This window comes from Nocardioides agri (assembly GCF_013778305.1).
In the GTDB taxonomy this organism is placed as follows: Bacteria; Actinomycetota; Actinomycetes; order Propionibacteriales; family Nocardioidaceae; genus Nocardioides; species Nocardioides agri.
In genome coordinates, this window is sequence record NZ_JACEIC010000002.1 from 342,343 (window position 1) to 365,535 (window position 23,193).

A 23,193-nucleotide genomic window follows, 5' to 3' on the forward strand; every position below is an offset into this window, starting at 1 on the left:
CGCGGGGCCCGCGTCGCAGTGCGACGCGGGCCCCTCGCGGTCTCCTGGAGGGTCAGCTCACGCCGACAGCGCTCCAGGCCGTGGCGACCGCGCTCTGCTGCGCGCTGCCCGGACCGTAGAGGTCCTGAGCCGCGCTCAGAGTCGCCGTCCGCGCACCGTGGTAGTCGGTGCTGGACGTCATGTAGACGGTCAGCGCGCGGTACCAGATGGCCGCCGCCGCCGTCCTGCCGATGCCCGCGACGGTGGAGCCGTTGCAGGTCGGGCTGTTGTGCGCGACGCCGTTGATCGTCTTGGCGCCCGAGCCCTCGGCGAGCAGGTAGAAGAAGTGGTTGCCGACGCCCGAGGAGTAGTGGACGTCGAGGTTGCCGACGCCCGAGGACCAGCAGTTGACCGAGTCACCGTCGGACGCGGGGTTGTCCATCCGCCGCAGGCCAGTGTGGTTCTTCAGGTCGAACTCCTCCCCGATGAGGTAGTCACCGGGGTCGTTGCTGTTGGCCGCGTGGAACTCCACCATCGTGCCGAAGATGTCCGACGTCGACTCGTTGAGACCGCCGGACTCGCCCTCGTAGGTGAGGTTGGCGGAGTGCTCCGTGACGCCGTGCGACATCTCGTGCCCGGCCACGTCGAGCGAGACCAGCGGACCGTAGCTGACGCCGTCGCCGTCGCCGTACGTCATCTTGGTGCCGTCCCAGAAGGCGTTGACGTAGTTCTTGCCGTAGTGGGTGCGGTTGTAGGACCCGGCGCCGGTGCCGAAGATCCCGTTCCGGCCGAAGGTGGACTTGTAGTAGTCCCACGTGACGTTGGTGCCGTACTGGGCGTCGACGCCTGCGGACTCGCGGCTGCTCGTGGCGCCGTTGCCGAACGACGTGTCCGGGCTGGTGAAGAGCGTGCCGGTCTTGCAGTTGACCCCGAAGAGCTGGCAGCCGAGGGAGTCGGTGCCGTTGTTGAGGTCCGTCGTGTAGGTGTTGCCGCGGGTCGGGTCCTTGAGCTGGTAGGTCGAGCCGGACCTGGTCAGCTGCAGCGGGACCGTGCCGGAGTAGAGCGACTGGCCAGAGCCGTCGACGGTCTCGATCTGCTGCTCACGCCAGAGCACCTTGCCCGTGGCCGCGTCCACGTAGGTCGCGAGGCGGCTCGGGGTGCCGTCGTCCTGGGTGCCGCCGGTGACGACCTCCCAGGCGAGCCGACCGGTGCCGGAGGTCGCGTCGACGACGAGGCGGGACGACTGCTCCTTCGCTCCCGTGATGTCGCGGGTCGCCGGCGCCTTCGCGAGCGCGTGGGTCGCGGCGGCCGCAGCGCTCACCGCCGGCGTCGTCACGAGCCGCAGGGGCGCGTCGAGCGTCTGACTGACGCCCTCGCGCTCGCCGGCGGCGTCCTCGTGGACGACCAGGTCGCCGCCGACGACCGGCAGCCCGCCGTACGTGCGCACCATCCGGGTGTGCGTCGTGCCATCGGCGTCGGTGATCGTGTCGACCACCCGGAAGCCCGTGGAGTCGTTCTCCGAGGCCTCGGCCGAAGGCAGGCCGGTGACGGACAGTGCGACGACCGCTGCCGCGGCGGCGCCCGAGAGTATGCGCATGTCGAAGATCCTTCTCGTCGTTGAGACGGCTACGGATCCGCAGCCTTGTCGGGCTCAACGACGAGCGGAACCGGGGGCGACGCTCAGGTTCGTGCAATGCACGAACCTGCACCTCCCGCCCGGTGGGTCAGTCGAGGTCGAGGAAGTGCTCGAGCCCCACGGTCAGGCCGGGGTGGTCGCCGATCGCGCGCAGCCCGGTGAGGACACCGGGCACGAACGACGCCCGGTCGAGCGAGTCGTGCCGGATGGTCAGCGTCTCCCCCGGGCCGCCGAGGATGACCTCCTGGTGCGCGACCAGCCCCCGGATCCGCAGCCCGTGCACCCGGATGCCGTCGACGTCGGCGCCACGGGCGCCCTCGAGGCCGGTGGAGGTGGCGTCCGGCACCGGGCCGAGGCCGGCCTCGCGCCGTGCCGCGGCGATCAGCTCCGCCGTACGACGTGCGGTGCCGGAGGGCGCGTCGGCCTTGGTCGGGTGGTGCAGCTCGACGACCTCGACCGACTCGTAGAAGGGGGCCGCCGCGGCCGCGAAGCGCATCATCAGGATCGCGCCGATCGAGAAGTTCGGCGCGATGAGCACGCCCACGCCGGGCGCGTCGGCGAGCCAGCCCGCGAGGACGTCGAGGCGCGACTGGTCGAAGCCCGTCGTGCCGACGACGGCGTGCATCCCGTGGTCGATGCAGAACTCGAGGTTGTCCATGACGGCGTCGGGATGGGTGAAGTCGACGACCGCCTCGGCGCCCGCCTCGACGAGTGCCGCGATGTCGTCGCCCGCGTCCACCGCGGCGACCAGCTCCATGTCCGCCGCCGCTTCGACGCCCGCGCACACCTCGGCGCCGACCCGTCCGCGCGCGCCGAGCACCCCCACCTTGACCACGCCGTCGCTCACGTCGGCCAACCTACCGGCCCGGCGGTGCCTGACTACACGCCGCCCGTCTGGCAATCTGGGGCCTATGTCAGTGCAGACGATCCCGCCTCGAATCCGGTGGGCGGTGGAGCTGATGGACGTCCAACCGTCCGACCACGTGCTCGAGATCGGCTGCGGGCCAGGGTTCGGTGCCGAGATGATCTGCGAGCGCCTGGAGACGGGCAAGCTCTTCGCGATCGACCGCTCCGAGTCCGGCGTCGACCGGACCAAGCGGCGGTGCGCCAAGTACGTCGACGCGGGCCGGCTGACCGTCCGGCAGATCGACCTGGCGACGCTCCGGGTGCCGGTCAAGCGGCTCCACAAGGTCTTCGCGTTCAACGTGAACCTCTTCTGGGTGCGCGACTGCGCCGACGAGGTGGCACTGCTGCACGAGCGGGTGCTGCCGGGCGGTGGCGTCTACCTCTTCTACGACTCCAGCCAGCGCGACCTGGTGCCCAACATCGTCCGCAAGGCCTCGCTCGCCCTCCAGCAGGGCGGCTTCCGGGTCTCGGTCGTGGACCAGAAGGCGCCGCCCGTCGTGGCCATCATCGGCCGTCGGTAAGGAAATAGCCTTCATCTCTCTTGCATAAGGCAATTCCCTGAACTAGCGTCGTTCCATGACCGTCGTCGTCCTCACCGTCGACCAGCGCGGCAGCCGGCGCGGCGCGGACCTGGTCCCCGACGCCCTCGCCGCGCTCGACGGCGTGCCCACCCGGGCGGCGTTCGAGCGGACGGTCGGCGACGAGCTCCAGGGAGTGCTCGACGACGGCGCGGCGCTCGCGGGCGCGCTGGAGGCACTGCTGCGCGCCGACTCGTGGAACATCGGCGTCGGGATCGGCCCGGTCGAGGAGCCCCTCCCCGACCACGCGCGCGCCGGCCGCGGCACGGCGTACCTCCACGCGCGCACTGCCGTCACCGCCGCCAAGTCGAGCCCCTGGCACACCCGCGTGGTCGGCGACGACCCGGGGGCGCGCGCCGTCGAGACGACCGTGTGGCTCTGGGCGGCGGTCCTCGGGCGGCGCACCAGCCGCGGCTGGGAGGTCGCCGACCTGGTGGCCCAAGGCCTCTCGTACGCCGAGGTGGGCGATCGGCTCGCGATCAGCCAGTCCGCCGTCAGCCAGCGAGCCCAGGCGGCGGGCATCGTGGAGTCGCGGCGGGCCCGGGAGCTCGTCGCGGACCTGACCGACGACCTGCTCGGGAGGCAGTCATGAACCCGTCCGACTACGGCGTCCTCGTCGCCGTCCTGCTCGGCCTCGGCGTCCTCGTCGCGGTCGCGGGCTGGTCCTCCCCCGCCGCCCGGCGGGTCTGCGCGCCGGCCACGGTCCTCCTGCTCCTCGCGGCCGCGATCTTCGCCGCCGCGCCCGACTCCGTGGCGGTCCCCTCTGGATCGGCCAAGGTCGTGTTCGTCGGCCTCGCGGGCCTGCTGGCCGTCGCCGGCGGCGGGCCGCTCACCGCCCTCGTCTTCGACCTCGTCGACCGCCGCGAAACGCCGGCGGACTCGCTCGCGCTCGCCGGCCACGTGCTGCGCGGCGGCGCCTGGATCGGCGGCCTCGAACGCGCCGCCACCTTCGCCACCCTCGTCACCGGCTGGCCCGAGGGGCTCGCGATCGTGCTCGCCCTCAAGGGCCTCGGCCGCTACCCCGAGCTGCGCGCCGCAGAATCTGGTGTCCGCAGCGGCGCCGCCGAGCGCTTCATCATCGGGACCTTCGTCAGCGTGCTGTGGGCCTGCGGGTGCGCCGGCGTGGTGGTCGTGACCACCGTCGGATCAGGCATCGGCTGAACGGTTCGGCCACGTCCTGGACGCACTCATCTGCCGTATCCGTCCTCCCTGCGAGCGAGTCCTTCCGCCCAGAATGATGCGCCTGTCGACTTCGTAGGAGCGCCAGGTGGACCGGTCGCAGACCAATGGATGGGTAGGTCAGACTCCCAGCAGTTCCGGTCACGCGCGTATCGAGGCAGCACCGGACTCCTCGGCTCGGCTGATCGACTCCTATCAAGTCCGCATGGCGCCCAGGAGCATGTGGAAGGGACTTCGCCGACCGTCCATCAGGCCCTAGCGGTCAGGGACGCGTCCAGTTTCCGAGTGCGGCGAGCGAAGGGAGTCTTGCCGCCCTCTAGGTGGTGGAGCGCGAGCTTGTTGAGGTCGTATCGTTCAAGCGAACCGCACGCCTCCACCTCGCCTTTGCCGGCGGTGGCACGCATTGTGATGAGCTGTTCAGAGTCGGCGCTCACAACCAGACCGGGGCTCCGTGTCGCGAACAGGTATTGGCGAGAGCCCCTCGATTGCCGAAGACGGTCGACAAGGTATTCCTCAATCCACGGTGCGTGCAGGGCGTCCTCGGGCTGGTCAATCAGTACCGGCGTCGTGCCGTCGGCAAGCAGGATGACGAGGATGGCGGTGCACTTCTGTCCGTGCGATAGATCCTCGATGCTTACATAGTCCTGCCCTTCTGGCTTGCGGAACTTCACCTCAAGGACGTCAGGTGTCTCGATGAGTTGAGCATCCAACAACTGCGCCCACAGGTCGCGGTCGCCGACCGTCGTAAGCAATCGCGCGAAATCTACAGAGGTGACCCCGTCTGGGAGATCACCAGCCTTCGAGGCATCGCCGCTCCAGAGTGCACGAACGAAGTTGTACGGCCGGATGTTCTCGGCGATCAGGTCGAGCGTGCGCTCACGGACCCGTGAACCAACCTTCAGCGCGTCGAGCGCACTGCGGAATGCCGTTGTGTCTCCCTTCGCCGGAATGTCGATCTTCACGAAGCCAGAGGTCTCGCGATTGAGATCTGCCGCGCGGGCTCGGCGCAGAGCCCGTCGATCGTCACGTGCCCGCTTAAGCTCACCGAGCATGGCTTCGCGCTCATCTTCGAGCCGCGTGTAGGTCGGCTCCGCATCGTTCTTCAAGGTCTGTGCGGCCGCCTCGGCCATGCTGAGGTTCGTCTGCGCCGTTTCAAGTTCACTACGCAACCGCGGAAGGGAGGTTGTCCCGGACTTCTCCAGTGTCTCGTCGAGTTGCTTCTTGAAAGCGCTGAACTCTGTGCCCAGTTCGTCTTTGACCGCGTGTACGACAGCCTTGAGATTGGCCACGCTGTCAACGACCAGCTTTTCGGCCGCGTCGACAGCGGACTTGAACGCCGCCTGCGCGACTTGGACCTTCTCGAACTGATCATCGTGGTCGGGGGTCATCTTGGATGTCGCGACAGCGGGCTCGCTCGGTCGGACAAAGGTGATGCCATCTACGGCATCCACGAGAGTCGTTAGCGCAGCCTGCTCGGCCGTCCAGCGCCCTTGGGACTTCACGAGGTCGTCGTCGAACAGTGCGGATAGTTCTCGCTCGCGTTCTTTCAGGCTCTTCGCCTCGGCAGCTTGTTCTGTGAGCATCTGCACCCTGTCGCGGGCGGCGATCAGAGCGGTGGCGTTCTCACGGAGCTTGGATTCGCTCTCTGCGATTCTGACGTCAATCTCGGTCAGGTCGAGTTTGGCGTCAATCAGGCCTACCCGGCCGACGGGCTGTCTGGCGTACTCGAGGATCTCCCCCTGCGAGAAGGCCGCGATGGTGAGGAGGTCGGCTGGGTCGTGGTCGACCCGAACCCATTCGTTGGCGACGTCCTGCTCGACCACGGGAACAGATTCTGCAACTCCGAAGGTCCGCGACACTCGGTACTGGTCGCTCGGCGCGCTGATCTCCACAGCAACGGTTGTTCCCTCGAGGAGAGCGGTTTCAAGTCGCCGATCGACTTCATCGCGGATCGTGGTGAACAGCTCGCCGTCGACCTGCTGGTTCAGCGCGAAACGGATCGTCTCAAGGACCAGTGACTTGCCAGCGCCGGTACCGCCCAAGAGGCAATTCAGGTCTGGGCTGAACTCCAACGACGTACCCCCGAGGAAGCCACCGGAAATCGAAACCGTGTCGATCGTGGGGTGCCGATCCGCGGTCACTGGATCGGTTAGCGTCACGCGTAGTTCGGGATCCTGTAGCGCGTAGCGGAGGCCACAGAGATCCGGGCGCGCAGCCTTGACCCAGGAACGCCGAATCCCGATACCCGTTCTGGCGTGGCGGCTGAGCGTCGCGTCGTAGGCGTCGGAACTCTGAACCAGGGCAGGCAGGCCAGCCTCACCGAGCTTCGCGGCAACCCTCGACGGAGTCTCGGCGAGGACAAACTCAAAGGCTTCAATGTTCGCGTCGGCCAGTAGTTGATTAACGTGCGTTTGAACAGGCTGCGTGAGGATGCCGCGCTCTTTGTCAATGTGGGCCGCGACTGCAAGGCCACCCTTGTCACGTATTTCGGAAGCGCACTCCGCCATGCTCCTTGCAGAAACAACGTCGAGATCGCCGAACCGGGTGCGCTCGATGCCAAGCCTGATCAGCACGTCTTCGATCGTCGAAGACGACGTTCCTTCCTCCCAAATGCCAAGTAGATGTCCATCGCTGGTGCTGAGCTCGAAGCCCGGGAGCACGACCAAGCTGGTGTCTCTAGCGGCCTCAGCCATCTGGCTGCACCAGGCAGCCGTGTTGTGGTCGGTTACCGCGATCGCGTCCAGCCCGGCGTCCAGCGCGGCCTGAACAATGTCGACGGCGGTACCGAAGTCCTCGTCCCGTGCGTCGTTAGAGCCGGGCGTGTGCACATGGAGATCGACAGCCCAGAACCGAGCCCAACTGCTTGTCATGCCCGTGCGGCCTCCCCGCGTGACATCGACTCCTGGTCGTAGTTCTATCGCAGAGCGTCGGCAGCTGGGGCGGAAATCGCGGGGCCTGCCTCCTTGGACGTGAACGACCTCGCTGACTTCCGCGCGCCTTTGCGCAGCGACAGCGGCCAGGTTATGCCGCCGCCCTTGCTAAGGGACTCTTGGCTTCTAAACGAGCGGAGCTCCGCTGGTAACCGGAGGTCACTGCGCCGTACATCCAGATCTTCGATGGAGACTCTTGAGACCTCGCGAGAGCCGTTCGTAACGTCAGTCAGGAGGATCGATGCTGGGAAACCAACTGGATGCAGGTGACAGCCGAGTCGGCTGGGCATGGGACGCGAAGATCACTACCCCTTATCCCGCAATGCTGTGTGACCTGGCCAACCAGATCGAACTCGTGATCCCGTACGACGAGTCGGATCAGCTGTTGAACCGTCGCTACATCGGCTCGATGGTGCGCTGGGGCGACGACCCGGATATGGATCAATTCGACTACGAACTGCCACAGCAGTTCTGGTTCATGGACGCCCGCGGGTTCGTGTCGCTCAACGGCATCCGATCGCGCACCGTCGAACCCACCGCGGGCGGGCCCACGGTGTTCAACCAGTGCCGAATCGGCATCGACTACGCGGTGTTTGCCGGAGAACCTGGCGTGGACCACTCCAGCGTCAATGGGCTGACGACTCGCATCGAAGGACTCGGACGATGGTTTGGCCATCGATCAATCCGGGACAACCTCCACGATCGACGGCGTTCGACTAAGGAGTTCTCGCTAACTATCTCACCCCCGCGAACCCAACGACTTGATGCCGGTCTCAATCTCTCGGTCGTTGCCGGCACTGACTGGCGGCTTCCAGGCGAGCCCGGGCTGACGCACCTGGAAGAAGTCGGCGCCATCAGAACCAGCGTGCAACGCAGTCGACCGTGGACCGAACACATCGAGCGACATCGCGCCATACATCAACTGCTGGAGATCAGCGCTTGGACGGCGCTCGGCTTCCAACAGGCCCGCGTCATGCATCGCAGCGATCCCCAGCGAGTGCTCTCGGGCGACAAAGTCGGCGACCGCTGGGCACCAGTCAAGACATACTCCTTACCAACTCCCACCAGCGAGCGCCGGACTGAGTTCCTCTTTACCTATCAAGACATCGAAGCCGCCGGCGTTCGGCGCTGGTTGCGGCTCAGGGAGCAGTTCAATCGCGGCATTCACGCCATGACCTTCTCGATCCGGAACAAAGGAACATCGCTCGACGGAATGATCTCCGACTCCGGCATCGGACTCGAGGAGATCGGCCACACGATCGATCTCGAACGAGGAGGGGGTGCCCGGCGTGGTCACCACGCGCATCTCCTAGACATAGCCTCAGAGATTGCTGACCTGCTCCCGTTCAGTGGCTCCGAATGGGCAACGCGGTCCACCGAGATCTACAACGACGTGAAGCACGCAGATCGACGTGACCCCACGGCGACCGAGCTCTACACGATGCTGATCAAGAATCGCCTCGTGTTCCGAGTCTGGCTGGCGCGCCGCCTTGGCGTCGCCCCTTCGACGATCGAGAGGGGCATGTGGCGGATGAAGCGTGGTATTGACGGAGACTGAGCTGACAATCCCGACTGCTTGCTCATCCGCTGGATCTCAGCCGGGCGGAGGGCTTCCCGATGGGCACGGCGTGGCGGTCAGCCGTACCGAGCGTGCGTCATGCCGCCGCCTCAGAGCGCCACAACCCGAGGTGCGACGACGCGAGGGAGGCGGACACCAGGAGTCCATTCTCTGTTGTTCGATGACTCACTGGATGAGGCCGCGTAGTGCGTCCGGCGATCCACCGGGCGGTCGATCAGAGAGCGCTGCAGGTCGGGCGCAGCTGGCGGGAGGAGCCCTGCAGAGCACTCATCGCTCTGACGGCTGGCGCGCCCCACAGAGTTCGTCAATCGAACAGTCGAGCCAGTACGACGTCGGGGCAGCCGAGGAGGCGCAGTGCGTGGGCGCGAACGACACGGTCGAGAACGCCATTAACCTCATCAAGGTCTTCGGCCTCGAATCCGCGTGTCCCATGTGCCAGGCCGTTGCGAACGCGGCGGAGAGCGTCGACGGTCGAGGTCGCCTCCTCCGAGATGACAACTCTGATCAAGCTGGTACTCGCAAGTCGGTCCTCGATCGAAGGGTCGGGGCTTCCCGCGTTGAACGACCACCGCAGCGCCGTCTCCAAGTTTCGGAACGGCTCCTTAGCAAGCGAGTTCTTGATGAACCGGAAGTCGTGATCGTCCACCTGCTCGCGGATTCGCTCAAGAGTCTCTGCGTGGCGCTGCTGGTAGGTCTGCTTCTTTTCGTCGAAGTCAGTCCGCGTCTCATGGCCGTACATCCCCTCTAAGGACTGGATGAGAAGCAGGAATCGTGAACGCGGGTGGTCCTCCTGCGCGTGCAACATCCCTGCGTAGGTTTCGATGAGAGGGTGGTGTTCTTCGGTGAGCTTCCACCAGGCGTGGACCAGCTCGAGGAGGTCGACTCCGTCTTCTCCGCAGAACAAGACGGACTTCTGGTTTCGAACCGTCTCGGAATCGGATTGGTAGGGATCCTGCCCCAGCCCGGTGCCGTAGATCTGCCATGCGGGCATGAGTGGGACGAGGTCTGGCTGATCTGCATCGATGTCGCTGTCGGTGTTGCGGCCCCTCGGCAGGGCCATATGCGTCGATTCGTCTGTTCTGCTGAGCATCACGTGGGTGATGGGCTGACTTCTGCCGGTTGCGATGGAGGCGATCGCGCGGACCGGGTCGACGTATCGCTGAAAGAGGTCGAACAGCGTTAAAGGTGTGGTCGACACGTCGAGGACCGGGGCAAAACGGATCGAGACGTTGTAGAAGTCGAAGGTGTTGACCTTCGCGGCGTAGGCGCCTTTCAACTCGTCTTCGCTGCCGGTCCAGGTAATCGGCGTGTCGGGACTTGTCTTGGCTGACCAGGTCCATGTGCCGTCGTCGGCCTGCTTGCGCGGTGAGGTCTTCTCGCCGATCGGGGTAGTACCGATGAGGGCGTCCAGCGCGCCGACCTGGAAGCGTGCGCGGCTGAAAGTGATCCCCTCGTCCGGGTCCGCATCAGGGTAGTTGGCGGGCTTCGACGGGAACGGGTTGCTGCGCTTGCGGAGAGCTGCTGCGGCGCCGTGAACCGTTCCGTGCCCGGCCCAGAACGTGACCTTCGCTTTCAGGACGACTAACTCGGCGCCATTTGCAAGGGTTGCACGGACAGCGAGGTAGTCATGCTTCTGCGGAAAGCTCATGACGGACTGACTGCCGGTGGTGACGCTGTCCAGGGGCAGGTCGCCGTAGATGCGACCGTACGGCATGCGAGACGCCCGAAGTTCGATCATCCCCGACAAGTGGACGGTGGCGCCATCAAGACCTCGGAGATGCCAGGTGCACAAGTAGTCGTCAGGTGGAAACGGGAACTCCAGCACGGACGAACGATCGGGGGTGGGCACGGTCCAACCCTAGGTGCGCGCGAGATACCTGGTTCTCAGCCTCACCTAAAGGCACGACACTGCGGAATCGTCGCCCCCTCACAGCGATCCGTTGTCCGTCGTCGCGGTGATAGGTGAGTCTTGAGGAGAGGAGTTGATGGGCCGTCGAAAACAAGAGAGCGGCGGAGCCCTCGTCGTCACTGCTCCAAACGTCCGGAGTTGGCGATCCTCACAGTCATTCCGCCGCATTGGCCGCAGCACAGCTCGCTCGCCGGCCGCACCGTTCCGATCGGTCGACGTCAGCGGGCCGAGGGGTCGTCAGGCAGGCTAACGTCGGTGCCGTGATACGTGGTCCACGTGCTGCATAGGGCCTCATGATGCTCGGACACAAGCGCCCTGATCTTCTTCAACTGCTTGGACCGAACTCCCCTCGGCAGTTCGCCCTCAATCTCATTCGTCTCGAGATTGATCTTGATGTCGTCGACCTTGTCACGTACGCCGGGTCGCTTGATGTGGACGTGCGGCGGGTCGTGGTCAGCGGTGCAGATCCAGAGCTTCACTCCATCAACTTCTGCAACTGAAGCAGCAGTGAGCGACAGGAAGAATCCGTCGTCGTCGTACGCGGCCGCTCGGTCTGAGTCCTCGTCCCCGAACTCGTGGACGGCCATTCGCCATAGGCGGTCTGCCACGTCCTGCGCGGTCAGTCGACCGGCCGCCACTTCGCGGTCCCAGTCGGCTTTGGTGAAGATGGCTCGCGCCGCTCGCTCTCGTGGCGTCAACTGCTCTTCGCTCGACATCGCACAAGTATCTGCGAGCCATATACCTTGCCTCTGCAGCACACCTCTTCCAAGTTGCGCGGACCCTTCCCCATCGGACGCCCGCGGCACCAGTGAAGAACCGGAGGCTGCATGCCGGCGCCCGTCGCGCGAACGGCGCTGGGAGCTGCTATCGCCGCCGAGCCGCCCATGACTGGCGCGCTGCGCGCTCCTCAGCATTCATACGTGCCAACACCCGGGTCTCGGTGCCGGATGGGACGTAGTTCGCGCGGCGGCGTTCGAGCGACAGTACGTACCACCAGGGAGGGCGCAGGTTCGACTTTCGCCGATTATGCACACGACAGAGTGCCTGGCCGTTGCTCACGGTTGTCGGTCCGCCCCGCGACCACGGGTAGACGTGGTCGACTTCCGTCGCTTCTGCGCGACAGCGCCCCCACGCCAGGAGCTGCGGTCCTTCACATCTACCGCCAGCTCGTTCTAAGACTTCCCGGCGCGATCCGAACCTGTATCCGCGCCATGGGTCGCGCCGTTGGAACATCCGCGGTCCCCGACCAGGCAGTGGAAGCGCCACCACGAGGAGCAGCACGACTACGACGGCCAGGAACGGCAGCATCGGACGCAGTCCGCCCAGCATCGAGGTCAGCAAGGTGTCAGTCACGGACAGGAGTGTGGCCCGAATGCAAGACGGTTGCGGCCCAGCCGGGGCAGAGGATGGCTCCAGGATCGGACTCGGCACTGCCGGCGTCCAGTCAGGACGTGGCTGTGGACAACCACCAGCGTGGGCTCGCAAGATCCAGTCGGTCAGTCACTCCGACGCCCGCCCAGGTCGGGGAGCCCGGGGGCTGGCTTCGATAGATGCCTCGGGCGACGGCTGCGACGCGGTCGTACTGGGTCGGCCACTGAAGGTCCGCTGCAAGCTGATCGAGAACCTTTTGATCTCGCGCGAGCACCCTGTCCACCAGAGTGAGCGCGGGTAGCGCGTGCCACTTGCTTCTGTTGCAGCGGACGCAGGAAGGAACGAGATTCGCCAGCCCGTCGATCCCGACTAACGACCACGGCAGCACATGGTCGATCGGGCTGTCCGGCCCGAGGGACGACGAGCAGTAGAAGCATCTTGGGCCGAAGGCCCCCTGCAGCGGTCCGCGGACCACACTCAGGGACAGGCGCTCGCGTCCGAACAGGTGGCCGGCGACGTCGGGGATGTCTTCGTCCAGGTAGCGGTTCATACGACGCACGTCTTCGACCCACATGATCTCCAGCGCTGGCTTGAGAAGGCCGGCGAGCCTGGCTAGTGCTGTCGCCACTCCGGGCATCAGAACTATTCGGTCGCCGTGTGCACGCAATGCCCGTCGCGAGATCTGGTCGTGGAGGAACGAATCGTCGTAGAGGAAGCACTCGCTGTCCGCCGCGCCAGGAACTCGTTGCAGCCGGTGTAAGGGCTGTTGGGCCAGGCACAGACCGATCTCAGTGATCGTGCCCTCGTACGCATCCGGCGCGCGAGTCGACGCCACCGCCAGCGACGTACCCCCGGTTCCGACCGCTGCCGCGGAACGCAGATCGAGGACCGCCTGCGGGATCCGAGCCCGGGTCTGGGTGGACTGTCGCAGTTCGCTGCCGTTGAACGGCCGGACCTGCGGCCAGTACAGCTCCAGCACGCGATGGGCCAAGTCAGGGATAGGCACCGGGATAGGCGCATCAGCGTCGCTCGGAACGTGCTCGATCGCATAGTCGATCAGAGCCATCAATACCGCGAGCTTGTACGTAGCCGTGCGCAGGCCAGTCTCCAGGAGCGCAACAACCTTCTGGCCAAGAAGTAGCGGATCTGCGCGGAACTCGGACATCAGCGGCAGTATCGCCCACCACGTCCACCGGCGAGACAGAACCAGACGCGCATCGGGTGCGTCATTCCGCCGCGATGATCCGCCCTTGTGCCGAGCCCGCGGCTCGGAGGCGTGCGCATCACGATCGGCCAACCGGGGTAGGTGCATCCCAAAAGGCCGCCCGGTCGAGGCAAAGACCCCTACATTCGCGCCACCATGAATCCGAGCATACGACCGTTGAACCCGGGCGACCCTGATCGCGTCGGCCGGTTCAACGTGGTCGCCCGCCTGGGCGCCGGCGGCATGGGGGTCGCCTACATGGCCCAGACCGATAGCGGGGATCCCGTCGTCATCAAGGCCGTCCAGATCGATTTCGCCGATACTCCCGAGGCTCGGCGCCGCTTCCGCCAAGAGGTGCTGGCCACTGCAGCGGTCGAGAGCCCCTTCGTGCCCCAGGTGCTTGCATCCGACCTCAGCGCAGCCCGCCAATGGGTGGCAATCGAGTACGTTGCCGGACCCACGCTCGGCGAGCTCATCAGACGGGACGGCCCGCTCGCGCGAAACCAGCAATACGCTCTCGCGGCCGCACTCGCCGCTGGCCTCGCAGAGCTGCACGCGAACGGTCTCATCCACCGCGACGTGAAGCCGGACAACATCATCTGCACGACCCAAGGCCCCCGACTAATCGACTTCGGTATCGCCACACGATCGAACATTCGCGGCCTAACCGCGACCGGCGCTCTAGCGCCAGGATCCCCGGGCTGGATGGCTCCCGAGCAACTGGACCCGCTCGCCCCACCCACGCCCGCCATCGACGTGTTCGCGTGGGGATGCGTCTGTTGGTACGCCTCAGGGACTCGCTCTCCATTCGCGGCCCCTACCACCGAGCAGAGCCTCAACCTCCTGCGCGCTTGGCGCGTCGACGAGGCGACACCCCCGGCGAGTTTGCATCCGGACTTGGCCAGCATGGTTCTCCACGCCCTCGCAGCAACGCCTGTGGAACGCCCAACTGCACTGGCACTCGCCGAATGCCTGGGCGACGCCGCCGGTACGGTCACCTCGGATCTCGTCGCCACCGCATGGGACCCGGCGGCCACCACCGCGGAAGTCATCGTTCCGACCGTATCCACAACTCAGTGGGAACCGAGTCCGGACGAGGGGCCGGGGCTGCGGGCGCCCCGGTCACCGCGGCGCATCAGACGAGACGCCGCCGCCGCTTCGGCAGCCGCAATCGCCGTGTGTGTAGCGTTCGCTTCGGGTGTCATCCTCGCCGACGACCCCGCACAAACAGCCGGGCCCTCGACGTCGGAATCGGCCACCTCGTCCCCACCGGGCTCCACGAACCCTGGCGGCGAGGGCGAAGGCGACCGCGAGGCCGATGGGGAGGCATCTCCAATTGACTCGTCCGAGAATCCTGGCGCCGCCACGGCCAGCCAACCGGCGCAGCCGGCGACCCCAACGCTGCCGTCGTCGAACGCGCCACCACCTGGTTACGGCGGAGATCACCCGATCGGATACGGCCAAGTGAAGCTCGGCATGACCCGCGCGCAACTGCTTGCCACGGGAGAAGCCACCGACTACAGCGGCAACACGAATGAACCATGCCTGCGATACAGCCTTCGCGCGGGAGGCTACGCCGGCTACTCAGTCGCCTTGAAACGCGTCGTGTACATCGAGTTCACCGGCAAGATGGCCACCTCTCGCGGCATCCGAATTGGCTCCACCGAGGACGAAGTCTTCGCGGCCTACCCCAACGCCTCGGCCGATCGGATGCAAAACGTCTATCCGCGGGTCGCTCCCGGCGTCTTCTACACCATCGGCATCTGGGATGGTCTAGTCGAACTGCTCATCCTGGAGAGCGAACGTCAGGACTGCGCAATGTGATGCGGCGGCCCTGCCGACGACCTCGACGCCGCGGTCATGGAGGCTGCGGACCATCCGTCATCCTGCCGCGACCCTGTGCCTTTCGGAGATGCGTCCTTTCGCCGCGTGGAGGCGCCCTAATCGGTCGCTTCGTGTCCGTTCTGCTCCTCAGCCTTCGAACTACTGTCACCTGCCTCGGAATGCTGCTCACTTCCAGAGCCTGGTGCGGCGCCGAGGACCAACCCCCGGAGGTCGATGTCGATCGGGCCACCCTCGTCGAACTTGTTCTCCTGCCGCACCAGCGCTGGGTCCCCGGGCATGCATTCGACCGCATGTGCAAGTGCCGCGCGAGCCTCGAGTACTGAACCGTCTGACGAAAGTGCACGAGCTGTCTCGACCCAGAGAAGCGCGTCGATCGCTGGACGGATCGGTTGAGGATTTCGCCGTTGGAGGTCGTTATGACGATCCTCCGCGAGGTCGCACCACTCGTCTACTGACCAGGGTGGCTGCTGACCGATGACCGCGGCGACAGTCAGCGACTCCAACGACGGCCCGCTCAATTCCTCCACCGCGACTTCCATCCACCTCTCCGAGCTGGGTCGATGCAGGTCTGGATGAGTGAGCCAGTGCCACAGAAAGTAGCTGGCCAGCATCGCCCGTCTCGGGGCTGCGTCCATGGGCCCGTTCAGTAGTTGTTCGATCCGCTCCAGAGCCGGACGCATGTCCGTCGAGAGCTGCTCCTCACGATTCGAGAGGACCTCGATGAAGATGGACGCGACCTCATCAAGACGTTCCTGAGCCGTTGACGTAGTCATGTTCTCGGGCCGCCACATGTAGTACTGAGGCGCGAGGTGCGCCCGGACCACGTTCGGCAGGTTCTCGCGATAGTTGTACGACTTGTCGACTTGAGTAGGACCTCGGCTGACGAAACTTCGAACCACGTGAAGACAAACCCGATGAAGACCTTCGTGGGTCAGCATCAAGTCACTGCCAGCTGGGCTGACCGTGTGCGCTCCGTCCGACATGACCCATGCCTCAGGCACGAGTTCCTTCAGGCTATGCACGCTGTCTGACCGGACTTGGTACGCCCGTGCCAGTGCACGAGGGAGCGAAGTAGGACGGATCGGATGAACGTGCGGTGGCAATTCCTCTCGGTAGAAGCCCGGCGTCAGGTGGTACCGAACGAATTCAACGAACCGATGCTTACTGCCGGCGCGCTCCGCCTCCAAGATCGCTGCTTGAAGATCTGCTGTCTGCGCAGGAGACAAATCCTGCAAGGCGGGCTTCAGTATCTTGCGCTTGCGTGAATCGAGACGTTCCCAATCGAGTCGAGGCGGATCGAAGCCTTCGGAGAGCGCCTCAAGTGAAGCCACGTAATCGGTGTAGGCCTGCGTCGGATCGTCGACGCAGCGACGTGCTGCATTCACAATCCGTCCGATCGCTCGCAACGCCCGTTCGTACTGGGGTCGGCTCAGAGCCAGCAACTGACCGATGAAGACCCTTGCATCGTCAATCTGCTCATCGGTGACACGTAGGTCGTTGTCGAACATCCGGCTGATGAACGCGCCCCGCCGGGTGCGGGGGCGACGCAACCGCTCACCGATCAGATGCCGGGCGCGATCATGATCGAGGTCGAACACGGCATTGAAGGCGAAGGACAAGATCGCCGCGAGGTCCAGGTCGCTCAGACCCTCACCGTCCACCACGGCGCCCTGGCCTACCTGCTCGGCATCAACGCGCTGCGAGCGTCCGAAGCCGCGGCAGTGCGGATCGAGGACTACGCCGAGACCCTTCGGGGACACCGCGTGCTGCACCTGGTCGGCAAGGGCAACAAGCCCGCCACCATGCCGATCACCGTGCCGGTCCTCCGCGTCCTGGAAGCCTGCCGCGGGCAACGCACCACCGGAGCACTCGTCCTGCGACCGATCTCCGGCAACCCGATCGACCGCCGCGACGCCTACCGCATGGTCGCCAGGATCGCGAAGGTCGCCGGCATCCCACGCCACATCAGCCCGCACTCCCTGCGCCACGCCGCCATCACCAACGCTCTCGACGCAGGCGTACCCCTCCGCGACGCGCAGATCCTGGCCCGGCACGCCGACCCCCGCACCACGGAGCACTACGACCGTGCCCGCGGCAACCTCGACCGCCACGGAGTCCACTTCCTGACCGCCTACGTGGCCGGCGTCTAGCCAGCCGCCACCGCGAGGCGGAGTCCGACCTTCTCGTCACCCAGCATCGCGAGGTTTCCGCGTCCAAGGCGCCGGCCTACTCGAAGACTTTGACGTCAAGTGCCACAGGCGGCACGCACCACACCAGTACGTGCCCGTCGGCAGCTTCTCGGCCTCAGGGCGCGCTCGACGAATCTTGCGTAGCGCGACCTCAGCCTGAAACTGAGATGAGTAAGGGACCTTGGAGCACGTCGACACGACGACACGTCCTAGATGTCGCCGCGCTCGGCTGGTCCATACCCAGCCCGGCACGGCGGTTCGCACTACACAGGTGCTCGGCCACGTCGAGATTCAGAGTCTCGCTGTCGCGTTAAACGTTACTCACCTCGGCGCCCGATCGCAGCGCAATCCCGAGCGTCTCCGGCTGCCGCCAACCAGAGTCATACCGCCGCCTACCGGTCTGCCCGAACTATCCGCTCATGCCGCTGTCGGCACGCAGGCGCCCGGCCATGCCGCTGTCGGAGGGTCGACAATGCACGGATGGACATCCGACAGGTCGTCATCACCAGCGCAGGCGCCCCGGAGCGGCTGAGGCTTCAGACGTCTCGGCTGGATCCACCCGCCCCTGGCGAGGCGCAGGTCGAGGTGGTCGCCGCCGGCATCAACTTCGCCGACATCCTCGCCCGGCAGGGCCTCTACCCCGACGCGCCGCCGCTGCCGCTGGTGGTCGGCTATGAGGTGTCGGGCACGGTGCGTGCCGTAGGAACCGGCGTTGAGGAGTCACTGGTCGGACAGGACGTCCTCGCGCTGACGCGTTTCGGCGGCTACAGCAGCGCGCTGAACGTTCCAGTGGCCCAGGTCTTCGCCAAGCCGGAGGTGCTGAGCCACGCGGAGGCAGCGTCGATCCCGGTCGCCTACCTCACCGCCTGGCAGCTCCTCGTGGTGCAGGGCGGCCTCCGCGAGGGCGACACCGTGCTGATCCAGAACGCTGGGTCCGGGGTCGGACTCGCTGCTCTCGACATCGCCCGCCACGTGGGGGCGCGCAGCATCGGCACGGCCAGCGCGGGCAAGCACGACTTCCTCACAGCCCGGGGCCTGGACCACGCCGTCGACTACCGCGGCGGTGACTGGACCCGCGAGGTCCGCGCCCTCACCGACGACCGGGGCGTAGAGCTGGTGATCGACCCGCTCGGCGGAGAGAGCTTCCGCCGTTCCCGTAGCGTGCTGGGCTCCACCGGCCGGCTCGGGATGTACGGCGTCTCCGCCGCCTCCAGCAACCAGGGCCTGCGCGGCAAGCTGCAGCTGGCGAGGACCGCGGCGCTGATGCCTCTGTTCCACCCGGTCTCGCTCATGAACGCCAACCAGGGAGCCTTCGGGGTCAACCTGGGGCACATGTGGGGCGAGGTCGACAGACTGCGCCGCTGGATGGAGCAGGTGCTCGAGGGCGTCGAGTCCGGTTGGGTGCGTCCGCATGTCGACTCGTCATACCCCCTGGCCGACGCGGGCCGGGCCCACGAGCACATCGAGGCTCGCCGTAGCACCGGAAAGGTCGTGTTGGAGCCCTGAGTGCCCCGTCGCGCTGATGCTCGATCCGCTGGTGCTCAACCTCTACAACGGCGATGCATGCCCACCTCGGTACTCAGCCACAGTCAGCCGCAGTCAGCCGCCTGGCCGTGCATGGGAGTGCCGACGGTCAACCGGTGCGGCTTGGCAGGCAACGTGGTTCCCGGAGGATCTGTAGGCCACCCGCCCAGCTGCGATCCGCTCGCTTGCGGAGTGCGTCTTGTCGCCGCTTGCGTATCCGTTCGGTCCGAATGGATCTGCCACGCTTCATGGGTCCGACCCGGCTTGAGAGGAGTGGTACGTGGAGCCCTTCGGAACCGTGACGCCGCCGTTCACAGCGGTGCGAGAGCTGTTCGCGGAGGTGCTCGCCGACCAGCCTGGCACTGGCGCCTCCTTCGCCGTTTGGTGTGGCGGCGACTGGGTGGTCGACCTCTGGGGCGGCTACGTCGATGCGGCACATGCCCAGCCATGGCAGCGCGACACGTTGGTGATGCCGTACTCGGTGTCCAAGCCGTTTGCGGCCATGTGTGTGCTCACGTTGGTCGATCGGGGGCTGGTCGAGCTCGACGCACCGATGCAGCGCTACTGGCCGGCTCTACGTGCCGCTGCCTCGGTGCGTGACGTCCTGTCCCATCGCGCGGGAGTCGTCGCCCTGGACGAGGACGCTCCGGAGGAGGCCTTCTACGACTGGGAGTTGATGTGTTCCCTGTTGGCCGGCCAGAAACCGGCCTGGCCCCCGGGAACCGCGCAGGGCGAGTCGGCGCTGTTCTACGGCCACCTGCTCGGAGAGGTGGTCCGCCGTGTCGACGGGCGCACCCTCGGCCGCTTTCTCCGCGAGGAGATCTGCGGACCCCTGGGTCTGGACTTCCACATCGGACTGAGCGAGGCCGAACTGGCCAGGGTCGCCGACCTGACCGGGTTCGACGCCGAGTTCCGCGCATCACAGCAGGACAGGCCTGAGCTGTACCGCCGAGCCATCGGGAACCCGCCGGGCGCTCGTGACCCCCAGGTCGTCAACGGCCACCGGTGGCGCCGGGCCGAGATCCCGGCCGTCAACGGCCACGGCACCGCGCGCGCGGTGGCCGGGTTCTATGTGGCACTGGCACAGGGCCGCCTGGTCGCGCCGGCCCTGGTGCAGGAGATCAGCCGGGGATGCGGGATCGAGCCTGACCTGGTGATCGGCGGCGACCACGACTGGGGGCTTGGCGTGGCCGTGGATGCCGACGGCTACGGCATGGGCGGCACAGGCGGAAGCTTCGGTTGGTGGAGCGAGGCCGGTCAGTACGCCGCAGCCTTCCTCACCGGCCACGTCGGAACCCACGACCGGGGCGACCGACTCGAGAACGGCGTGCGCGAGGTGCTCGGGCTTCCGCCGCTGTGAGCACCGATCACATCCATCCGCGACCCGCGCGATCCGGAACCCGCGCGATTCGCCGCCTGTCCGTGCCGTTCCAGGCTCGTCCGAGGGTGTCGACACCAGCGGTTGCCGGTTGGCCAAGGGAGCGCGGGTCACAGCCGCATGTGGGCGGGAAAGCCTGTCCATCGCAGTTCGACGGGGAGGTGCGACATCTCGTTGAACGCGACGAGGGCGGGCGGACGGTCGACGAAGTATCGGAGCACCGTGAGGGCGGCGTGACCGTTGTCGAGCCCCACCCAGCGCGAGGGCGGAGCCTCGCACGCATGGCGGACCAGCCAGCTGATCGTGAACGCATGGGTCACGACGAGATGGTGGCTGTCCTCATCGGCTCGCTCCGGCCCGGTCAGCAACCGGACGGCCTTCGCTGCGAGGGCGGCTCCGTGTGCCGCCTCCTCCGACGTGACACCCGCCAGAAACGCATTCACGCCAGCCCGGTACTCCGGCGCGACCTCGTCCCGGCACGGTACGTGAGGGACGTAGTCCCCCGCCGCGTCGAGCTCGGTCACCGGAACGTCGCTGACGAGCTGTTGCGATACGAGCCGCGCTGTTTCGACCGCCCGCGGGAGCGGGCCATGCTGAACTGAATCGAAGGGCAAGTCCGCCAGTCGACGGCCCAGAAGCACCGCCTGATCCGCACCCCGCTGGGTCAGGCTGCCGTCCTCGCCCGGCTCGCCGTGGCGGGTGAGGTAGAGGTGTCGCACCGACATGGTCGGCATCCAACCACGAGCCCGTCGCGACCGGCTGAGCCATCGCGCTCACCCACGTCCAGATCTGCCGTTGCGAGTGCGCTTCCGAGGCCCATGCAACGCGTGGACATGCCGCCGTCGGCCGGTGCGCTCGCGGCACGGTTCACGGACGGTCGGCGCGGCTACGTCGGAGTGTCCGTCGCAGCTACGGTCCTCACCAGGACCACGGTCTCGAACAGGTGTGCCGACAGCAGTGTCTGGACCTCCCCGGCCAGCTCGTCGTCAGGGACCGTGACGCTGACCCGCGTCCCGCGCGTCCCACCCAGGGACACCTCGACCGGTGGCGGCACGGGCAGCCGGGCGCCCAGCCGCTCCGACAGCAGGTCCTCGACCAGGCGGCGTGTTGCATCGACCCGTAGGTCGGGCTTGAACAGCTTGCCGACCGAGGTCATCGGCAGCGCGTCGAGGATGTAGATCTCCCGCGGCCAGGCCGGCCGTTCAGCGATGGTGGCGCGGGCGTGCTCGTGCAGCTCTTCGACGGATGCGGAGGCGTCGGGCCGCAGCGCGAGGTAGACCACCGGCAGCTCTCCGGCGTACGCGTCGGGCTGCCCGACAGCGGCGGCCATGGCCACGGCGGGGTGGGAGACCATCGCGTCCTCGATCATCACGGGGTCGATGTTGTGGCCGCTGCGGATGATGAGGTCCTTGACCCGCCCGGCCACCACCAGATTGCCGGCCTCGTCCCGGTAGCCGAGGTCGCCCGTCACCAGCGTGCGGTCGGTGAGCACGCCCGCGTCGTGCACGGCGTTCCGGTAGCCGGGCGAGACGTGGGGCCCGTGGGCCACCACGACTCCGATCTCGTCGGTGGCGGCGACTTCGCGCAGGGATCCGTCGGGTCCCTGCCGGAGCACCTCGAGGCGCATCCAAGGCGGGTTGATGCCGACCGTCCCGGGCGCGCCCGCGCCGGCGACCGGGTCGATGGAGAGGATCCCCGAGGACTCTGTCATCCCGTAGACCTGGTGCAGCCGGGCACCCGTCATCGCCTCGAAACGCTGCTGGATTGCGCTCGGGATGGGCGAGGCTCCGGTGAAGCCGGCGCGCACCCGCGAGAGATCGGCCTCACCGACCGGGACATCGACGACGGCCGCCAGCCCGGTCGGTACGGCGCCCGCGAGGGTCACTGCGTGGCGGTCGAGGAGCGCCCAGAAGTTCCGGACCACGGTCGGGCTGCGCAGCGCGGAGGGCGTCATGATCAACAGTTCTGCTCCGGCCAGCAGTGGAGACAGCCCGCAGAAGACCGTGCCACCGGCGTGGAAGAGCGGAAGCGTCGCTGCGAGCACGTCACCGGAGCCCATGTCGCCGAGCAGCGCACCACCCAGGGCTGCCAGCAGCTGACTGCGGTGGGTGAGGGTCACCAGCTTCGGGTCGCCGGTCGTACCCCCGGTGTGGAAGTACGCCGCCACCTCATCGTCCCTGCCCGGCTCGATGAGCAACCGGTCGGCGGGTTGGTCGGCCATGAGCGCAGCCAGATCAAGGGCGCCCTCGGCAGGTGCAAGTCCCGGCATGTTGAGGGCGACGACCTTGAGTCCCGGCACCAGGCCAGCTACCGCCTCGGCCTTCTGCCAAAGGTCCAGCGCTGGGTGGGGGCCCAGCGTGACCAGAACTGCGGCGTCCGCCGCACGCACGAGATCGGCGAGGTGCTCAGGGTTGAGCAGGAAGTTCAGCGGGACGGCGTACCCCGCGCTCTGCGCGCCCCACAGCACAGCATGGGTCTCCACCAGGCTGGGCAGCATGTACGCCACCCCGGGCCGTGGGCCAGCGAGCGCGACGAAGGCGTTGCCGGCACGGTTCACCAATCCGGCGAGCTCGGCGTAGGTGACCGTGCGCGGCTGCTCCTCCACCGTCCCTGCCACGAGCATCGTCAAGGCGACGGCTCCGGGCTGCCGGATCGCGGCGAACCTGAAGACGTCGTGGACGCTGCGCTCCTCGACAAGGCCCTCGAAGGTCGTGCTGCGCTCCAAGGCCGCGACGTCCCCTGCGCTTCTGACCGGCTCGCACCACCTGGTCATAACGTCCTCCCGGCCCGCGAGAAGCCCTCGTGCACCTTCCTTGGCAGGCTGGCACTGACGCAGCAGGCCGTCAACGGCTCTGTCAGCAGCGCCGGTTGGCGAACCAAGAAGCCGTGCGGGCCACATGCAGTCGCGGAGCCCACACTCAACAGGTGGGGCGACCGGATGAGAGCGACCGGGCATCCCTACCGAGCCTCGCCTGCCCACTGCTGC

General features: G+C 66.8%; 18 protein-coding genes. 8 read left to right on the forward strand and 10 right to left on the reverse strand.

Features of this window, described 5'->3' with window-relative positions:
• Nucleotides 1–52 precede the first annotated feature (52 nt).
• Together HZF07_RS06210 and dapB are read right to left on the reverse strand one after the other, a co-directional pair.
• Complete coding sequence (locus HZF07_RS06210; protein ID WP_157340234.1) at nucleotides 53–1,576, reverse strand: M4 family metallopeptidase; 1,524 nt, start codon at nucleotides 1,574–1,576, stop codon at nucleotides 53–55.
• A 127-nt stretch (nucleotides 1,577–1,703) separates the two neighbouring features.
• Nucleotides 1,704–2,450: a 4-hydroxy-tetrahydrodipicolinate reductase gene (dapB, locus tag HZF07_RS06215; RefSeq protein WP_181645499.1), complete on the reverse strand. Its 747-nt coding sequence runs from the start codon at nucleotides 2,448–2,450 to the stop codon at nucleotides 1,704–1,706.
• Between the two features lie 124 nt (nucleotides 2,451–2,574).
• On the opposite strand from dapB, the gene HZF07_RS06220 reads away from it, so the two are divergent.
• Genes HZF07_RS06220 through HZF07_RS06230 form a run of 3 tightly spaced genes read left to right on the forward strand, consistent with a single transcriptional unit; the run spans nucleotide 2,575 to nucleotide 4,260 of the window.
• Complete coding sequence (locus HZF07_RS06220) at nucleotides 2,575–3,042, forward strand: class I SAM-dependent methyltransferase (RefSeq protein ID WP_232523019.1); 468 nt, start codon at nucleotides 2,575–2,577, stop codon at nucleotides 3,040–3,042.
• A 55-nt stretch (nucleotides 3,043–3,097) separates the two neighbouring features.
• Nucleotides 3,098–3,691: a transposase gene (locus HZF07_RS06225; RefSeq protein WP_157340237.1), complete on the forward strand. Its 594-nt coding sequence runs from the start codon at nucleotides 3,098–3,100 to the stop codon at nucleotides 3,689–3,691.
• On the forward strand, nucleotides 3,688–4,260 hold the full coding sequence (locus tag HZF07_RS06230) for a hypothetical protein (RefSeq protein ID WP_157340238.1): 573 nt from the start codon (nucleotides 3,688–3,690) through the stop codon (nucleotides 4,258–4,260). The genes HZF07_RS06225 and HZF07_RS06230 overlap by 4 nt, the downstream gene beginning before the upstream one ends.
• Before the next feature lie 266 nt (nucleotides 4,261–4,526).
• Here the strand turns inward: HZF07_RS06230 and HZF07_RS06235 are convergent, their stop codons facing one another.
• On the reverse strand, nucleotides 4,527–7,106 hold the full coding sequence (locus tag HZF07_RS06235) for an AAA family ATPase (RefSeq protein WP_181644863.1): 2,580 nt from the start codon (nucleotides 7,104–7,106) through the stop codon (nucleotides 4,527–4,529).
• 343 nt (nucleotides 7,107–7,449) lie between these two features.
• Between HZF07_RS06235 and HZF07_RS06240 the strand changes: the two genes are divergently transcribed.
• Nucleotides 7,450–8,766, forward strand: a complete 1,317-nt coding sequence (locus HZF07_RS06240; protein WP_157340240.1) for an ApeA N-terminal domain 1-containing protein — start codon at nucleotides 7,450–7,452, stop codon at nucleotides 8,764–8,766.
• Between the two features lie 325 nt (nucleotides 8,767–9,091).
• Here the strand turns inward: HZF07_RS06240 and HZF07_RS06245 are convergent, their stop codons facing one another.
• The 4 genes from HZF07_RS06245 to HZF07_RS06260 form a co-directional block, all read right to left on the reverse strand.
• On the reverse strand, nucleotides 9,092–10,636 hold the full coding sequence (locus HZF07_RS06245; protein ID WP_157340241.1) for a hypothetical protein: 1,545 nt from the start codon (nucleotides 10,634–10,636) through the stop codon (nucleotides 9,092–9,094).
• 278 nt (nucleotides 10,637–10,914) lie between these two features.
• Complete coding sequence (locus tag HZF07_RS06250) at nucleotides 10,915–11,412, reverse strand: DUF4160 domain-containing protein (protein ID WP_157340242.1); 498 nt, start codon at nucleotides 11,410–11,412, stop codon at nucleotides 10,915–10,917.
• Between the two features lie 148 nt (nucleotides 11,413–11,560).
• A complete protein-coding gene (locus HZF07_RS24675) occupies nucleotides 11,561–12,025 on the reverse strand; it encodes an HNH endonuclease (RefSeq protein ID WP_350339695.1) in 465 nt (154 codons plus the stop codon).
• A 115-nt stretch (nucleotides 12,026–12,140) separates the two neighbouring features.
• Nucleotides 12,141–13,232, reverse strand: a complete 1,092-nt coding sequence (locus tag HZF07_RS06260; RefSeq protein ID WP_157340244.1) for an HNH endonuclease — start codon at nucleotides 13,230–13,232, stop codon at nucleotides 12,141–12,143.
• A 216-nt stretch (nucleotides 13,233–13,448) separates the two neighbouring features.
• Here HZF07_RS06260 and HZF07_RS06265 point away from each other — a divergent pair, with 216 nt between their 5' ends.
• Nucleotides 13,449–15,095 carry a serine/threonine protein kinase gene (locus HZF07_RS06265; protein ID WP_157340245.1) on the forward strand — a complete coding sequence of 549 codons (1,647 nt, stop codon included), beginning with the start codon at nucleotides 13,449–13,451 and terminating at the stop codon, nucleotides 15,093–15,095.
• Between the two features lie 116 nt (nucleotides 15,096–15,211).
• Here HZF07_RS06265 and HZF07_RS06270 read toward each other — a convergent pair whose 3' ends face one another.
• A complete protein-coding gene (locus HZF07_RS06270; protein WP_157340246.1) occupies nucleotides 15,212–16,714 on the reverse strand; it encodes a hypothetical protein in 1,503 nt (500 codons plus the stop codon).
• Here HZF07_RS06270 and HZF07_RS06275 point away from each other — a divergent pair.
• From HZF07_RS06275 to HZF07_RS06285, 3 genes are all read left to right on the forward strand, one after another.
• Complete coding sequence (locus tag HZF07_RS06275; protein WP_157340247.1) at nucleotides 16,697–17,266, forward strand: tyrosine-type recombinase/integrase; 570 nt, start codon at nucleotides 16,697–16,699, stop codon at nucleotides 17,264–17,266. The genes HZF07_RS06270 and HZF07_RS06275 overlap by 18 nt on opposite strands.
• Nucleotides 17,267–17,785: 519 nt before the next feature.
• On the forward strand, nucleotides 17,786–18,811 hold the full coding sequence (locus tag HZF07_RS06280; protein WP_157340248.1) for a zinc-binding dehydrogenase: 1,026 nt from the start codon (nucleotides 17,786–17,788) through the stop codon (nucleotides 18,809–18,811).
• Nucleotides 18,812–19,109: 298 nt separating this feature from the next.
• The gene (locus HZF07_RS06285) at nucleotides 19,110–20,189 is read left to right on the forward strand and encodes a serine hydrolase domain-containing protein (RefSeq protein ID WP_181644864.1); all 1,080 of its coding nucleotides are present in this window, start codon (nucleotides 19,110–19,112) and stop codon (nucleotides 20,187–20,189) included.
• A 128-nt stretch (nucleotides 20,190–20,317) separates the two neighbouring features.
• Here the strand turns inward: HZF07_RS06285 and HZF07_RS06290 are convergent, their stop codons facing one another.
• Both HZF07_RS06290 and HZF07_RS06295 read right to left on the reverse strand, forming a co-directional pair.
• Nucleotides 20,318–20,932, reverse strand: a complete 615-nt coding sequence (locus tag HZF07_RS06290) for a histidine phosphatase family protein (protein ID WP_198346335.1) — start codon at nucleotides 20,930–20,932, stop codon at nucleotides 20,318–20,320.
• Nucleotides 20,933–21,093: 161 nt separating this feature from the next.
• The gene (locus HZF07_RS06295) at nucleotides 21,094–23,106 is read right to left on the reverse strand and encodes an AMP-binding protein (RefSeq protein WP_181644865.1); all 2,013 of its coding nucleotides are present in this window, start codon (nucleotides 23,104–23,106) and stop codon (nucleotides 21,094–21,096) included.
• Nucleotides 23,107–23,193 lie beyond the last annotated feature (87 nt).